We start from the raw sequence: 16,243 nt of genomic DNA on the forward strand, positions 1-16,243 counted from the left end.
GGATCCCCCGCGAAGAGCGTAGATATGAATTGTGAAATAGCCAGTAATTGAAATTTGCAGCCAAGCCCATGTTTCATGGGGTTTACAGCCTGTTTAACGATTCAGATGCCGTGTGACATTTAAACCGGTCAAGGGCGGCGCCTGCCAAGCCTCCAAAAAGCCGTTGGCAGGCGCTGTTTACGCTTTCAACTGATTTTGCGCAGCGCCCCCTGCCAGTATTTTTCCCGCACTTGCCGGCGCAATACCTTGCCGACCACCGACGTCGGCAATTGATCGACAAACACCAACGACTTCGGAGCCTTGTAACCACCCAGTCGCGTCCGGGTTTGTGCAATCAACTCGTCTACCGTGACCGTTTCACCCTGGCGCAGAATCACCTCGGCGTGCACCGCTTCACCCCATTCCGGGTGCGGAATGCCGACCACTGCCGCCATCAACACCGCCGGGTGCGCGGCGAGGGCGGCTTCGACTTCCACTGCGTAGACGTTGAAACCGCCGCTGATGATCATGTCCTTGAGCCGGTCGACGATGTACAGGTAACCGTCGCCATCGATATAGCCCAGGTCGCCGGATTTCCAGGCGCCGTCGTCGAACTCCGCCGCCGTGGCTTCCGGGTTCTGGTAGTAACCCTGGATGATGGCTTTGCAGCGAATGCGGATTTCACCGGTTTCGCCAACGGCGAGCGGGTTGCCGTCGGGGTCGGCTATGAACACTTCGACACCGGGGGTAGGGCGTCCGGCCGAGGACAAATGCTGCAACGCCGCGGCATCGCCGGGTTGGTGGGCCGCCTTGTCCAGCGAGGCGATGATCATCGGCGATTCGGTGGCTGCGTAACCCTGGACGAAGATCTGTCCGAAACAGGCGACCAGTTCGCCGAGCTTGTCCGGGCTCATGGGCGCGGCACCGTAGATCAGCGTGGTCAGGGACGAGAAGTCCTTAGGAGCCGCTCGCTGCAACTCCAGTAACCGGTAAAGCACCGTCGGCACCAGGAACGAATGGGTGACCTGCTCGCTTTCTACAATCTGTCGCCAGCATTCCATGTCCAACTGGTTCAGCGTGATGTTGGTGCCTCCGCCATAGACCGTAGGAAAGAACAGCATCAGCGTGCCGTGGGACAACGGCGAGACATGCAGCAAACGGGTGGCGCTGTTCAACCCCAGATCGGTGTTGATGAACGCCGCATCGCGACAGGCCATCCAGTTGTCGATCGAGTACATCGCGCACTTGCCCTTGCCGGTGGTGCCACCGGTGAAGCGCAACATGCAGATGTGCTGGTCGGTATCGAGGGTCACGTCGTTGTCGAGATCGGACGCCGCTTCGACCATCGGCCAGAAGCTGTGAACGCCGGCCAATGTGGCTTGCTCGGCAGTGGGCGGGTCCATCACCACGATCTCGCAGCCGCGATGACGCAGCATGCCGTAGTAACTGTCCAGCAGCCGGGTTTCGATAAACACGACTTTGGGTTGAACCAGATCGATCTGTCGCGCGTGCTCGTCGAGCGGGTCGCGCAGATTGGTCATCACCACCGTGCCTTCCTGCTTGAAGGTGCTGGGAAACATCATCAGGCTGAGATTGTCGTTCTCCAGGATCAGCATGAAGCGTTCGCCCGCGCGAACGTGCAGCATGTTGCGCAGGACATCCGCCACGCGATTGGTCAGCAGGTGGTATTGCTCGTAGGTGTAGCGCCGATTGCGCTCGATGTTGACGATGGCCTCTTGCTCGCGGTGATGCAGGGCGAGCAGGCGCATGATTCGGCAAAAATTCATTTTCATGGTTCATCGCTCCGGGTAAACGAATTACCGGGCACGCATGCGCGATGCAGCGTCGAGTCGGATGGTTTCGCCGTTGATGTAGGCGTTCTCGATCAGGAAGGCGCAGCAATGGGCGAATTCGCGCATGTCACCGAGGCGCTTGGGCGCTTCCATTTGCTCTTTGAGCGAGTTGAGGATTTTCTCGTCGAGCCCGGCAACCATGGAGGTCAGGAACAGACCGGGAGCGATGGCGTTGACTCGCACACCAATGGCACCCAGCTCACGGGCGGCAGGCATGTTCAGGCCAATCACGCCAGCCTTGGTCGCCGCGTAGGCGCACTGGCCAACCTGACCTTCATACGCCGCGCCCGACGAAACGTTGATCACCACGCCACGTTCTTCGCCGGCCTCGGCTTCGTTGTTGGCCATGTGCTCGGCGCACTTGGACATGACGTTGAACACGCCGTTGAGGTTGATCGCCGTCGCTTGGGCGAAACGCGCCAGTGGTGCTGCCTTGCCTTCCTTGCCCAATACTTTGAAACCGGTCGGCACCGCGGCGCCGTTGATGCACACATGGATCGCGCCGAAACGGGCGATCACGGCGTTTACTGCGTTTTGCACCGAGGTTTCGTCGCTGACGTCGGTTTGCACGAACATGGCCCGGTCGGGGCCCAGTTCGGCCACGGCTTTTTCCCCGGCCTCGACGTTGAGGTCGAAGATCGCCACGCGCGCGGCTTTTTCTTCGATCAGGTAGTGAGCGGTGGCCAGGCCCAGGCCTGAAGCGCCGCCAGTGATGACCACGACTTTGTCTTGAATACGCATGTGAGTGTCCCTGTTCGCTGCCCGGCCCAAGAGGGGCCGGGTTGTTATTGTTGGAGGTCGAACCGACGGTGGATCAGAACGCGTTGACCCCGGTCAGGGCGCGGCCAATGATCAGTTGCTGAATCTGCGTGGTGCCTTCGGGGATCGGCACGATGATCGCTTCACGGGCCAGTTTCTCGACCAGGAAGTCGGTGGTCACGCCGGCGCCGCCGTGAATCTGCACGGCTTGACGGGCGATGGTCACGGCGGCTTCGCAGGCGAAATACTTGGCCATCGCTGCTTCCATTTCCGCCGGGATACCGGCACCGATCATCTCGGCAGCGCGGTAGGTCAGCAGGCGCGCGGCGTCGACGTTGGTGGCCATTTCCGCGAGCATTGCGCTGATCAACTGGTGACCGGCGATGACTTTGCCGTGCTGCTTGCGCTCCTTGGCGTAGCGCACCGCTTCTTCCAGGGCACGGCGGCCGATGCCCAAGCCTTGCGCCGCAACAAACACCCGGGAACGTTCAAAGAACGACAGGGTGTTTTTCAGCGCTTCGCCTTCGTTGCCGATGATGTTGCTGGCCGGCACGCGTACGTCATTGAGGAAAATCTGCGCGGTGGACTGGCTGTTCCACGCCATTTTGTGGATGTTCTGTACTTCGTACGGATGTTCCTTGCGGTCCAGCAGGAAGTGCGTCAGGCCCTTGCGCGGGTCATCGCCGGTGCGGCAGGTGCAGATCAGGAAGTCAGAGTAGGAGCCGTTGCTGATCCAGGTCTTCTCACCGTTGATGATGAAATCATCCCCGTCGCGGCGGGCGCGGGTCTTGATTTCCAGCACATTGGAGCCGACGTCCGGTTCGGAGATGGCGACGCTGACGAACAGGTCGCCGCTGATCAGCCCCGGCAGGTAACGTTCACGCAGGTGATCCGGGGCGAGTTTCTCCAACATTTGTGCGCCGAACGAGTTGATCACCACCGGCGTCGACAGGTCCACCGAGCAGGCGGCGACCTCTTCGAAGAGCATGATCATGGTCGGCCAGTCCAGACCGAGGCCGCCGTGGGCTTCGCTGACGGCGCCGCTGATCATGCCGAACTCGGTGAGCTGGCGCATGACCTCAGCCATCTTCTCTTTCGGGATGAACTTGTCGCGGTATTCCTTGTTGAAAATCGGCTCGATCTTGTCGGCCAGGAAACGCCGGAAACTCTCAACGGCTTCGAGTTGTTCCGGGGTGCGCATAACGTGTCCCATGGGGTGCTCCTTAATTGTTTTTGTGGGCGAGGATGTTGACGGCGACCACGGCTTCTTCAATACCGAACAGGCCACCGCCGTTTTCCTGAATGGCGATGCGCGCGCCTTCAACCTGGCGCTTGCCGGCTTCACCGCGCAGTTGCGTGACCAGTTCATGGAGTTGCCCAAGGCCTGTGGCGCCGATCGGATGGCCCTTGGATTCGAGGCCGCCGGACGGGTTGATCGGCATCCGGCCACCGACGGTGAAATCACCGCGCTCGGCCGCCGGGCCACCTTCGCCGAACGGCACCAGCATCAGCGACTCGGCGTTGAGGATTTCGCCGATGGCCGAGGCGTCATGGACTTCTGCGACGTCGACGTCGGCGGGGTCGATGCCGGCGAGGGCGTAGGCCTTTTTCGCCGCCAGGTGCGCGACGATTTTTTCCGGCTCATCGAGACCACGATTGGTGCCGGTTTGCACCACGCTGGCCAACACCCGAACCGCTCGGTCGCCGGCGTTTTTCAGGCGTTTGAGACCTTCGGCGTTGCACAACAGGACAGCAGCGGCGCCATCGCTGATCGGCGAACACATAAGGGTGGTCAGCGGGTAGCAGATCGGTGGCGAGGCCAGCACTTCGTCGATGCTGAAGGCCTGCTGGAACTGCGCCAGCGGGTTGTGCACCGAGTGCTGGTGGTTCTTCGCCGCGACGGCGGCGATCTGCCGCTGCGTGGTGCCATAACGCAGCATGTGGTTACGGCAAATGGCGGCATACACGTCCATGAACACGCTGTATGGGCGCTCGGAAACGGTGCCCGGCGGCGGCACGATGCCTTCGCCCATGGCCAGTAAGGTGTGTTTGTTTTGCTCGACGGTGGAGACGTCCCAGCCGCCGTCGAACACGGCAAACATCTTGGCTTTGTCGGGAATGTTCATCTTCTCGGCGCCGACCGCCAACGCGATGTCGCACTGACCGGCGCGCAACGCCAGGGTGGCCAGGTTGAATGCCGAAGAACCTGAAGCGCAGGCGTTTTCGACTGAAAATACCGGCACGCCTTCAATGCCGATACGGCGCATGGCGATCGGGCCGGGAATACCGGTTTGACCCTGCAACATGCCGTTGGTCATGGTGCTGTAATACACCGAACCAACGTCAGCCGTGGTCGCGCCGGCATCCTTCAACGCCAGACCCACTGCTTCCTCGACCATGTCGTAGACGCTGCGCTCCAGCAAACGGCCAAACGGCGTCATGCCAACGCCCACTACATAAATATCGTTCATTGTCTGTTCCTGAAAATGGCGGGGACGTGGCGGCCTAGTGGCCCTTGAAGTTCGGTGCGCGTTTTTCGCCAAAGGCCTGTAAGCCTTCCTGAAAATCCGCCGTGCGCAGGTGCTGGCGCAGCATCACTTGCTCATGCTGCAAGGCGTCGTCGCGGGATTTGTCGGCGGAGGCGCGGGCGACTTCTTTCATGCGGCGCAGGGCAATCGGGCTCTTTTTCGCGATCTGATTGGCCAGCGCCAGGGCGGAGTCGGCGAGCTCGGCGTCGGCGTGGACTTCACACACCAGGCCATAGACTTTCATTTCCGTGGCCGACAGGGATTTGCCGGTCATCAGTAAATACATCGCGATGTTCAGCGGGATCAGTCGTGGCAGCACCGCAGCGCCACCGGCACCCGGATAGACGCCGAAGTTGGCGTGGGCATCGGCCAGGGTCGCGGTTTGCGCAGCCACCACGATGTCGGCGCACATCGCCAGTTCCAGGCCGCCGGCCATGGTGATGCCGTTGAGGGCGGCGATCACCGGTTTGGGGAAATTGCGCAATTGGCCGAAGACGCTATTGGCCCGGTCGAGAAAGTCCGGTTCGCCCGCAGGCAGGCTGGCGCCGGCCAGCACTTCCTTGAGATCGGCGCCGGCACAGAAGGCCGGACCGTTGCCGGTGAGGATCACGACCCGCAGTTCGTCATTGAGGGCAATGTCATCGAGGCAGCGTTCGAGCTCGGCGAGTGTCGCCAGGTTCAGCGCGTTCATGGCCCGGGGCCGGTTGAGCGTCAGGCGCGCCACCGGGCCGACGATTTCATACAGCAAGACCTCTTCACTCATGACAACTCCCCTTTATTGTTCTGCGCACGGTTGGCGTCGTTGATGAGCCGATAGTAGGAACGGCGTGCAAGGGGACGCAGGTCATTGCAACGAAAGCGCTTGTCCGCAGGGGAGTGCGCATGTCCTGAAAGATGAAGAGCACTTTGTGGCGAGGGGGCAGTGGTATTTACGAAGACAGACGATTTGATCGAGAAGACCGGCAAGTCACAGGTGCTTGCTTGCACCATCGCAGCGGCCATTCAAATAACAATGAGAGAGACCCTGCGATGAAAACTTTACGTGTCGTGCTGACGGTGTCGGTGTTGGCGGTCAGCATTGCCGGGGCTTTGCACTGGTCACGGGGTCAGGCCGGGGTAAATGGGCCGGCGGCCGACAACAGCGCAGGCGAAGGCGGTCAGAAAGCGGCGACGGCGGCGACCATCGCCGTCAACGCGGCCACGGCGCACAGCATGCCGCCGGTGGATGAGCAGGTGGAAGCCGACATCCAGCACGGCTTTATCGCCAACATTCCCGACGCCGAAACCACCGCCGCCGACGGTCATGTGGTGTACAGCCTCAAGGGCTACGAGTTTCTCGGCAGCGCTGATGCTCCGGCCACGGTCAACCCGAGCCTGTGGTTGCAGGCGCGCAAAAGCATGGCCGCCGGGCTGTTCAAGGTCACCGAGGGCTTTTATCAGGTGCGCGGTCTTGACCTGACCAACATGACCATCATCGAGGGCAAGACCGGCCTGATCATCATCGACTGCAACCTGGCCACCGAAGTGGCGCATGCGGCCCTTGAGTTGTATTACCAGCATCGACCGCGCAAACCGGTGGTGGCGGTGTTCTACAACCACAGTCACGTCGACCACTTCGCCGGGATTCGCGGCATCGTCGATGAAGCGGACGTGAAGTCAGGCAAGGTGCAAATCATCGCCCCGGCCGGGTTCATGGAAACTGCCGTCGCCGAAAACGTCATGGCCGGCAACGCGATGAGTCGCCGCGCCGAATACCAGTTCGGCACCACGTTGCCGCGCAGCGCCCAGGGTCAGATCGATCTTGGCGGCGCCAAGGCCTTGTCCAACGGCACCATCACGATGATCCCGCCGACCCTCGAACTCAGCCAGCCCGTGCAAAGCCTGACCATCGACGGCGTCGAAATCGTCAACATGCTGGCCCCCGGCACCGAGGCGCCAGCCGAGTTCATCCATTACTTCCCGCAGTTCAAAGTGCTTGATACCGGGGAGCTGGCGTTGCCGACCCAGCACCAGTTGTTGACGTTGCGCGGGGCGACCATCCGCGATGGCCTGGCCTGGTCGAAATACCTCAACGAAGCCCTGCACCAATTCGCCCCCGGCGCCGACGTGCTGGTGGGGCAGCATGGCTGGCCGGTGTTTGGGCACGAGCGCGTGGTCAACTATTTGTCCAAGCAACGGGACATGTACAAGTGGCTGCACGACCAGTCCCTACGCCTGATCAACAAGGGCTACAAACCGGTCGAGATCGGCGAATACATGCGCAGCCATGTTCCGGCGAGCTTGGCCAGCGAGGCATTCACCCATGGCTTCTACGGTTCGGTGCAGCGCAACGCCAAGGCTGTGTATCAGCAATACATGGGTTGGTACGACGCCAATCCGGCCAATATGGATGCGTTGTCCGACGGCGATTACGGCAAGAAGTTTGTCGAGTATGGCGGCGGTGCCGAGGCTGTGTTGACCCGAGCCCGAACCGATTTTGCCAACGGTGAATACCGCTGGGTGGCGCAGGCCATGAGTCATTTGGTCTACGCTGATCCTGGCAACAGCGCGGCGCGGGAACTGGCGGCTGATGCCCTGGAACAATTGGGTTATCAAGCCGAGTCAGCGGTCGAGCGCAACAGCTACCTGGCCGCCGCCATGGAGCATCGCAGCGGCGGCAAGAAAATCGCCTCGCCGCTGCGCACCGCCAGCCCGGACATGCTGCGCGCGCTGACCATCGACAAGATTTTCGATTACCTGGGTGTGCGCCTCAAAGCCCCGGATGTCGAGGGTAAGCACGTTGTCCTGAACTGGAACTTCACCGACATCGGCACCTCGGGCAAGCGTTACACGCTCAACCTGGAGAATTCGGCGCTGACCTATATCGCCGATTACAACGCCGATAACGCCGATGCCACCATCACCCTTACCCGCGAAACGCTGAACGCGATCCTGGCGGAGAAGATGTCGCCCATCGAGGCTGTGTTCAAAGGCGACTTGAAGATCGAGGGCAGCAAACTGGCGGTGTATGACGTGCTCGGTTCGCTGGACAAATTCTCCCCGGACTTTGAGCTGGTCGGGCCCAATGCGCCTGCACGCTAGACGCACTGTGCAGCAGCCTGCCTCCGGCTAGTAGCAGCTGCCGAGGCACGAGGCTGCGTCCGGCTCATGTAGCAGCTTGCGTCCGGCTCATGTAGCAGCTGCCGAGGCACGAGGCTGCGTTCGGCTGCGAAGCAGTCGTCAAACCTGAGCACGCGGTCTTCCTGAAACACCGCGTCGGCTGATTTCACGACTGCTTCGCAGCCGAACGCAGCCTCGTGCCTCGGCAGCTGCTACAAGCCGAACGCAGCCTCGTGCCTCGGCAGCTGCTACAAGCCGAACGCAGCCTCGTGCCTCGGCAGCTGCTACAAGCCGGACGCAGCCTCGTGCCTCGGCAGCTGCTACAAGCCGGACGCAGCCTCGTGCCTCGGCAGCTGCTACAAGCCGGACGCAGCCTCGTGCCTCGGCAGCTGCTACAAGCCGGACGCAGCCTCGTGCCTCGGCAGCTGCTACATGAGCCGGACGCAGCTGCTACAAGCCGGACGCAGGCTTCGACAGCTGCTACGAAGAGTACGTTTGTCGTGCATTACGGCAAGCCGTGCTCTTACACAAAGGCATTTCGATCCAGGAGAACCTGACCATGCACGCTGCGCTACACAGCTCTGAAACACAGGCCGATACGCTCACCGAACGGGTAGCTGACGTGCTCGCCCGCCAACAGGCCGCGACCTTGTGCGAAGGGCCACCGTCGGCAGATGTGCGCATTGCGCGGATCAACCGGGTCATCAAGCTGTTGCTGGACAACCAACAGCCGCTCTGTGACGCCTTGGCCAAAGACTTCACCTGGCGCAGCCACGACCAGTCGCTGATGGCCGATGTGCTGCTGCCGGTCCAGGGGCTCAAATACGCCCGTGACCATGTGCTGCGCTGGATGCGTCCGCAGCGGCGCAAGGCCGAACTGGGCAGCGGTTGGTTGGGCGCCCGGGCCGAGATTCGTTATCAGCCGCTGGGCACCATCGGCATTATCTCGCCGTGGAATTTCCCCATCGCCATTGCGTTGGGGCCGCTCGCCGAGGCGCTGGCGGCGGGTAACCGGGCCATTTTGCTGTTTTCCGACCAGTCCCCGGCGACGGCAGGGCTGCTGATTGAATTGCTGGCCGAGCAGTTCGATGACACCGAAGTCGCTGCCTTTATCGGCGGTGCCGAACTGGGGGCAGCGTTCTCGGCCATGCCGCTGGATCACCTGGTGTTTACCGGCAGCCCCCGGGTTGGACGGTTGGTGATGCGCGCGGCCGCGGAAAACCTGACGCCGCTGACCCTGGAGCTGGGCGGCAAATCGCCGACCATCATTGGTCGCGGCGCAAACCTGGAAAACGCTGCCCGGCGGATCTGGGGCGGGAAGGGCATCAGCGCCGGACAAGCCTGCATCGCCCCGGACTATGTGCTGGTGCACGAGGATGATTGCGAGCGGCTGCTGAGCTGTATGCAGGTCGAATTGCGCCGGTTGTTCCCGACGCTGCTGAACAACCCCGACTACACAGCCATGGCCACGCCGGGGCAATACCGACGGATGCAAGCCTGCCTGCAAGATGCCCGCGAGCGCTGCGTGCGGGTGATCGAGGTCAACCCGGCCAACGAGGACTTGAGCGTGTCACGCAAAATCGCCCCGACGCTGCTGGTGGATCCGCCGGACACCACGTTGGCGATGCAAGAGGAAGTGTTCGGCCCGCTGCTGCCGATCCGCACCTACCGCGACATCAATGAAGTGCTCGCCTACATCAACGCCCGTGCGCGCCCCCTGGCGCTGTACTACTTCGGCGACAACCGCGCCGAGGCCCGGCATGTGCTGGAACGCACCCATTCGGGCGGCGCGTGTATCAACGAAGTCATGCAGCACCTGTTCCAGAACGATTTGCCCTTTGGTGGCTGTGGGCACTCGGGTTTTGGGCGTTATCGCGGTGGTTACGGGTTCAAGGCATTCAGCCTGGAGCGCTCGGTGTTCACCCCACCGTTGTGGGACGTCATGGGTGTGTTGCGACCGCCCTACGGCAAGCTGTTTCGACGGGTGATGGGCGCGTTGTTGAAACCCTGATTTCAACGGTAGGAGCAAAGCTTGCTCGCGATAGCGGTCAGACATTCAATGTGGATGTTGATTGTTACATCGCCATCGCCAGCAAGCTTTGCTCCTACAAAAAACTAGGAAACCTTGATGATTGCGATGAAACCGCTTGCCCTGACCCTATTGTGCCTGGGGTTTGCCAGCCACGGCCTGGCCGCCCCCAAACCCCCAAACATCATCGTCCTAGTCGCCGACGACTGGGGCTACAGCGACGTCGGTTCCTTCGGCAGCGAAATCGCCACGCCAAACATCGACACCCTGGCCCGGGAAGGCGTGCGTTTTTCCGATTTCCACGTCACCGCATCCTGCTCGCCAACCCGTTCGATGCTGCTGACCGGGGTCGACAACCACCGCAACGGCGTCGGCAACATGCCGGAAACCATGCCCGACGAACACCTGGGCAAACCTGGCTATAGCGGTGAGCTCAACGACACTGCGATCACCGTGGCCAGTCAGCTCAAGGACGGCGGCTATCACACCTACATCACTGGCAAGTGGCACTTGGGCAAAACCGCCGACACCTTGCCGAACAACCGCGGCTTCGAACGGTCATTCATTCAGGCCGACAGCGGCTCCGACAACTGGGAGGAGCGGCCCTATGCGCCGCTTTACGACAAAGCCGCGTGGTTCGAGAACGGTCAGCCGGCGCATCTGCCCAAGGATTACTACTCCTCGACCTTTATCGTCGACAAGGCCATGGAATACATCGCCAAGGATCGGCGCGACGGTCAGCCGTTTTTCGCCTACCTCGGCTTCCAGGCCAATCACGTTCCGGTGCAGGCGCCCAAAGAGGTCATCGACAAGTACCGTGGCCGTTATGACCAGGGCTGGACCGCGTTGCGCCAGGAGCGTCGGGATCGCGCCATAAAACTGGGGTTGATCCCCGCCGACACCGCCATGCAAACCATGGCCAGCACCGCTGATTGGGAGGCCCTCACGCCCGAAGAAAAACGCTACGAAGCCCGGCGCATGGAGGTCTACGCCGGCATGGGCGAAACCATGGACCGAGAGATCGGCCGCTTGATCGCCCATCTCAAAGCCACCGGCGACTACGACAACACGGTGTTTGTATTCCTCTCCGACAACGGCAGCGAACCCACCGATCCCTACGCGATTCCGGCGATCCGGTTGTGGCTGGAAATGAACTACACCCGCCAGCTCGATCGTCTCGGCAGCAAAGGTGCGTTCACCAGCATCGGCCCGAGTTGGGCCAGCGCCGCCGCATCGCCTTTGAGCGGCTACAAATTCTTCGCCGGCGAGGGCGGGTTGCGTACGCCGTTGATCGTGTCCGGCGTGCCGGCCATGGCAACCAATCGGATTGTCAAAGCGTTCACCCATGTAACGGACATCGTCCCGACGTTGCTCGATGTGGCCGGGATTGCGCCGCACGCCGGTAACTATCAGGGCAGGGCCGTCGAGCCGCTGATCGGCAACAGTCTTGTGCCGGTGCTCAAGGGGGCAACGGATCGCGTGCACCCTGAAGACCAGGCCATCGGTTATGAACTGTCCGGCAGTGCGGCGCTGTTCAAGGGTGATTACAAACTGGTGAAAAGCCTCAAACCAGTGGGCAACGAGCAATGGCACCTCTACAACATCGCCAGCGACCCCGGAGAAGTGAACGACCTGCAACGGCAAATGCCTGAGCGCTTTATCGCCATGCAAGCCGACTACGCCGAATACGCCCGGATCAACGGCGTGCTGCCGATGCCCGCCGGTTATGACTACATGCGCCAAGGGCAGTTGTACGCCCTTAAGCACGTGGTGATCCCCAAACTCAAGGCTGCCGCGCCGCCGATACTGGCAGTGCTGGTGGTGTTGGTGGGTGTGCTGGTGTGGCGTCGTCGGCGCAAACGGGCGGCTAAATGATGATCGATGAGAGTGATGAGTGGGGCCGTCGGTTGATTCACCGGCGCAAGGTTGAATGCCAGGGCTTTTTGCGCGCGGATGGCTTGTGGGATATCGAAGGTCGATTGAACGACAGCAAGACCCATCCGGTGACCCTGGCCGAAGGCCGGACCGTCGCGCCAGGGCAAACGTATCACGGTATGTGGATGCGGCTGACCGTGGACGATGACTTCATCGTGCGTGAAGTGCAGGTGTCGATGCCTGATGTGCCAACCAGTGAATGTCGTGGCGCCATGCCGGCCTATGAAAAGCTGTTGGGGGAGCGAATCGGGGCGGGGTTTTCGCGGCGGATCAAGGAGTTGTTCGGTGGCATTGGCGGGTGCGTGCATTTGACCGAATTGCTGCTGCCGATCGCCACCACGGCGTTCCAGACCATTCCCATGGCCCGCGCCATGGTCGCGCCGCGTACGCCGGAAGATGTGGAGGCTTATCGCAATGCCACGGGTGGGTTGCTCAATACCTGTCATGCGTTGCGCGAGGACAGTCCGGTGGCGGTGTTCCTGAAAAAATGAGGCAGGTCTCTTCGGCCCCATGTCACTCAATGGCCAACACACAACCGAGGTAGCAGCTGGCGAAGCCTGCGTTCGGCGGCGAAGCCGTCGTGGAATCAGGCAGCGCGGTGTTTCAGGACGACCGCGCGCTCAGGTTTCACGACGGCTTCGCCGCCGAACGCAGGCTTCGCCAGCGGCTACAAAGAGTGCGTTGCCGCAAATTCTGAGTTGCTGGCTGGCAGCACCTGCCGGTGGTTTTTTAGATCAGTCGCCGGATCTGTTCTTCGCTCAAGCCTGCTCCGCGCAGAATGCGGGTGCTGTGTTCGCCTCGGGTCGGAACATTGCCGACTGCCGAAGGCGTCGCCGAAAACCGTGGCGCCGGCGCCGCCTGCAGCACGCCTTCCTTACGCGAATAAACCCCACGTTCGACCATGTGCGGATGCACCATCGCTTCGGCTGGCGTCAGGACCGGGGCGAAGCAGGCGTCGCTGCCTTCCAGCAGGTCGACCCAGTGCTGACGCGGCTGGCTGGCAAACACCGCCGCCAATCGCTCGCGCAATGCGCCCCACAGCCGTGGGTCGTAGGGCTTCTGGAAATCTGGATCGTCGCCCAGCCCCAGTTTGTTGAACAGCAGCGCGTTGAACTGCGGTTCCAGCGCTTGCACGCTGACGAACAGGCCATCGGCGCAGGCATAGGTGCGGCCCCAATGGGCGCCATCGAGCAATCCGCAGCCACGTTCCAAAGGCTGTTGCCCGGCAGCATGCGCCGACAGCAACAGGTTCATCAGATTGGCGCTGCCGTCGACAATCGCCGCGTCCACCACCTGGCCGACGCCACTGGTGCTGGCATTGATGATCCCCGCCAGAATGCCCATCGCCAGGTACAGCGCGCCGCCGCCCAGATCACCCACCAGAGTCGGTGGCGCCATCGGTGGCTGGCCGGCCTCGCCGCTGAACCACAGGGCGCCGGACAGGGCGATGTAGTTCAAGTCGTGACCCGCCGCCTGGGCCAGCGGACCTTGCTGTCCCCAACCGGTCATGCGTCCGTAGACCAAGCGCGGATTGTGTGCCAGACATACTTCGGGGCCGAGCCCCAGGCGTTCCATGACGCCGGGGCGCATGCCCTCGATCAGCGCATCGGCGCCTTCGATCAGGCGCAGCACTGCTTCGATGGCTTCGGGATCCTTGAGGTCCAGGGCTATCGACTGTTTGCCGCGATTGACGATGGCGTGCGGGCCCAGGTCGAGCAGGTCAGCGCCCTTGCTGCCGGCACGCTCTACCAGAATCACTTCGGCACCCATGTCCGCCAGCAACATGCCGCAAAACGGCCCCGGCCCGATGCCGGCAATTTCGACGATACGAACGCCGTCCAATACGCCCATGTGCGTACTCCTGTGGATGAGTGGAAATTTTGGGGAGGAAGGAAGATCAAAAGATCGCAGCCTTCGGCAGCTCCTACGTTGATCGTGTCGAGCACAAGTCCCCTGTAGGAGCTGCCGAAGGCTGCGATCTTTTGACGTTAACGACGCAACAACAACGCCGTCATCACTCCGTGAAACACCACCGCCGGCCAGAGCAACAACCCGCTGCTGACGAACACACCGACGTAGGCCAGGTACAGCGCAATCGCCCCGTTGTAGACCTGCATCGCACGAACCGCCGCGTCCCCAACAGCCCGCGGCCAACAAGCAATCCCGAGCGCAATCAGCGCAATCCCGAAAAACCGCGCAAACAGATTGGTCACCTCGGTCCCGACGATGCCCAACAACACCGTGCTCACCAGACCGGGCGTGAGCAGCAAGGCCACACCGGTGGCAAGTTCGACGACGGCGGCAACTGTCAGCAACTTAGGCGTGGTGATGAACGGCGCTGGGTTCATGATCGTCCCTTTGAGTGATAGCGGCATTGGCCGCGCGGTCCTGGCGGATAAACTCGGCGGCTTTTTCGCCGATCATCACGGTCGCGGCCGTGGTGCTGCAGCCAATGATAGTCGGCATGATCGAGGCGTCGACCACGCGCAAGCCTTCCAGGCCGTGCACCTTCAGCCGTGCATCGACCACCGCCATGGCATCGGCGCCCATTTTGCAGGTGCCCACCGGGTGATAGAGCGTATCGGAGCGGTCGCGCAGCACCTGTTCGATCTCGGCATCGGTGTTCATCGGTGCATCAATCACGCCCCGAGGGTCGAGTGCTTTGAAGGCCGGGGTCGCCATGATTTTTTCAATCACGCGGTAACCCTTGATCAGCGTCTTGATGTCATCGGGATGAGTCAGGAACGCCGGATCGATCAGCGGCGGCACCATCGGGTCGGTGCTGGCGAGGCTGAGTTGGCCGACACTTTTGGGGTGCAGCAGGCAGGCATGCACGCTCAAGCCGTGACCGCGATACAGCGTGCGCCCATGGTCGGCAAACATGGCGATGGTCAGGGCCAGTTCGATGTCGGCCTGCTTCAGCGCCGGGTCGGTCTTGACGAAGGCGCAGGCCTCGGCAAAGTTAGTGGTCAACGCGCCGCTGCGATGGCGCCAGTAGCGCAATGCGGCTTTCGTCAGGTCCCAGAAACCGGCCAGCGACAGGCCGATCAAGTGACGCGACTTGACCCGGTAGGAGTGCACGTAATCGATATGATCCACCAGGTTGCGGCCAACACCGGGCAGTTCATGCACGATGGGAATATCGAATTTCAGCAGTTCACCTTTCGGGCCGACGCCGGACAACAGCAACAACTGCGGCGAGTTGAAAGCGCCGGAACTCAGGATCAACTCATGCCGGGCACGCAGGGTGCGCTTGATGCCGTTCTGCAGGAACTCGATACCCACCGCGCGCTTGCCGTCGAACAGGATCCGGGTGGCATGGGCGTGGGTTTCGACGATGAGGTTCTGGCGCTGGCGATTCGGTGTCAGGTAAGCCTTGGCCGCGCTGCAACGCTGTCCGTCCTTTTGCATCACTTGCACACGACCGAAGCCTTCCATGTTCGCGCCGTTCTGATCCGGGCACGCTGGATAGCCTGCTTGAATGCCGGCCTCGACAAAGGTTTCGCCAAACGGGTTGGGCGAGGAATGGAAGCGCACGTTGAGCGGGCCGTTCTGGCCGTGCAACGGGTCGCTGAAATTTTCGTTGTGCTCGGCGCGCTTGAAGAACGGCAGCACGTCCTGATAGCTCCAGCCCGGGTTGCCCAAGGCTGCCCAGCGGTCGAAATCCTGCGGGTGGCCACGGTGATAAGCCATGGCATTGATCGAAGAACTGCCGCCCAGGGTCTTGCCCCGTGGCTGATAACCGACCCGGCCATTCAACCCCGACTGCGCCACCGTCTGGTACTGCCAGTTGTTGATCGCGGTCGGCACCATCGCGGCGACGCCAGCGGGCATGTGCACCAGCGGGTTGCTGTCCGGGCCGCCGGCTTCGAGCAGGCACACCGAAATGTTCGGATCTTCCGACAAGCGACTGGCAACGACGCAACCGGCAGCGCCCGCGCCGACTACGATGTAATCAAATTGCGTGATCTCGTTCATGCGTTCTTCTCTTTATTCGCTGCACAACTTGAAAGCATTGTGGGCAGAACGCCGGGACGCCACCGGTCAATTGAATGAATTCG

At 61.7% G+C, this 16,243-nt stretch carries 12 protein-coding genes; 4 read left to right on the forward strand and 8 right to left on the reverse strand.

The features are described 5' to 3' along the window. Positions 1-185: 185 nt before the first annotated feature. The 5 genes from ACA071_RS12545 to ACA071_RS12565 form a co-directional block, all read right to left on the reverse strand. The gene (locus ACA071_RS12545) at positions 186-1,772 is read right to left on the reverse strand and encodes a class I adenylate-forming enzyme family protein (RefSeq protein ID WP_497644635.1); all 1,587 of its coding nucleotides are present in this window, start codon (positions 1,770-1,772) and stop codon (positions 186-188) included. Positions 1,773-1,796: 24 nt separating this feature from the next. Then, a complete protein-coding gene (locus tag ACA071_RS12550) occupies positions 1,797-2,573 on the reverse strand; it encodes an SDR family NAD(P)-dependent oxidoreductase (protein WP_497644636.1) in 777 nt (258 codons plus the stop codon). A 73-nt stretch (positions 2,574-2,646) separates the two neighbouring features. Further along, complete coding sequence (locus ACA071_RS12555) at positions 2,647-3,804, reverse strand: acyl-CoA dehydrogenase family protein (RefSeq protein ID WP_497644637.1); 1,158 nt, start codon at positions 3,802-3,804, stop codon at positions 2,647-2,649. A gap of 10 nt (positions 3,805-3,814) precedes the next feature. Continuing rightward, a complete protein-coding gene (locus tag ACA071_RS12560) occupies positions 3,815-5,062 on the reverse strand; it encodes a thiolase family protein (protein ID WP_497644638.1) in 1,248 nt (415 codons plus the stop codon). A 34-nt stretch (positions 5,063-5,096) separates the two neighbouring features. Further along, positions 5,097-5,882, reverse strand: a complete 786-nt coding sequence (locus tag ACA071_RS12565; protein WP_497644639.1) for an enoyl-CoA hydratase/isomerase family protein — start codon at positions 5,880-5,882, stop codon at positions 5,097-5,099. Between the two features lie 266 nt (positions 5,883-6,148). Between ACA071_RS12565 and ACA071_RS12570 the strand changes: the two genes are divergently transcribed. The 4 genes from ACA071_RS12570 (at position 6,149) to ACA071_RS12585 (ending at position 12,673) form a co-directional block, all read left to right on the forward strand. Beyond that, positions 6,149-8,200, forward strand: a complete 2,052-nt coding sequence (locus tag ACA071_RS12570; RefSeq protein ID WP_497644640.1) for an alkyl/aryl-sulfatase — start codon at positions 6,149-6,151, stop codon at positions 8,198-8,200. Between the two features lie 577 nt (positions 8,201-8,777). Further along, on the forward strand, positions 8,778-10,229 hold the full coding sequence (locus ACA071_RS12575; protein ID WP_497644641.1) for a coniferyl aldehyde dehydrogenase: 1,452 nt from the start codon (positions 8,778-8,780) through the stop codon (positions 10,227-10,229). A 117-nt stretch (positions 10,230-10,346) separates the two neighbouring features. After that, complete coding sequence (locus ACA071_RS12580; protein ID WP_497644642.1) at positions 10,347-12,122, forward strand: arylsulfatase; 1,776 nt, start codon at positions 10,347-10,349, stop codon at positions 12,120-12,122. Next, the gene (locus tag ACA071_RS12585; protein WP_497644643.1) at positions 12,119-12,673 is read left to right on the forward strand and encodes a DUF2889 domain-containing protein; all 555 of its coding nucleotides are present in this window, start codon (positions 12,119-12,121) and stop codon (positions 12,671-12,673) included. The genes ACA071_RS12580 and ACA071_RS12585 overlap by 4 nt, the downstream gene beginning before the upstream one ends. Positions 12,674-12,911: 238 nt before the next feature. Here ACA071_RS12585 and ACA071_RS12590 read toward each other — a convergent pair whose 3' ends face one another. The 3 genes from ACA071_RS12590 to ACA071_RS12600 all read right to left on the reverse strand — a co-directional run bounded on the left by ACA071_RS12590 (position 12,912) and on the right by ACA071_RS12600 (position 16,160). Further along, positions 12,912-14,033 (reverse strand): CaiB/BaiF CoA transferase family protein, encoded by a 1,122-nt coding sequence (locus ACA071_RS12590; protein WP_497644644.1) that lies wholly within the window; start codon positions 14,031-14,033, stop codon positions 12,912-12,914. Positions 14,034-14,170: 137 nt separating this feature from the next. Beyond that, on the reverse strand, positions 14,171-14,530 hold the full coding sequence (locus tag ACA071_RS12595; RefSeq protein WP_497644645.1) for a hypothetical protein: 360 nt from the start codon (positions 14,528-14,530) through the stop codon (positions 14,171-14,173). Then, the gene (locus ACA071_RS12600; protein ID WP_497644646.1) at positions 14,499-16,160 is read right to left on the reverse strand and encodes a GMC family oxidoreductase; all 1,662 of its coding nucleotides are present in this window, start codon (positions 16,158-16,160) and stop codon (positions 14,499-14,501) included. Before ACA071_RS12600 ends, ACA071_RS12595 begins: the two co-directional genes overlap by 32 nt. Positions 16,161-16,243: the final 83 nt, after the last annotated feature.

It is taken from the genome of Pseudomonas sp. LBUM1646 (genome assembly GCF_059716165.1).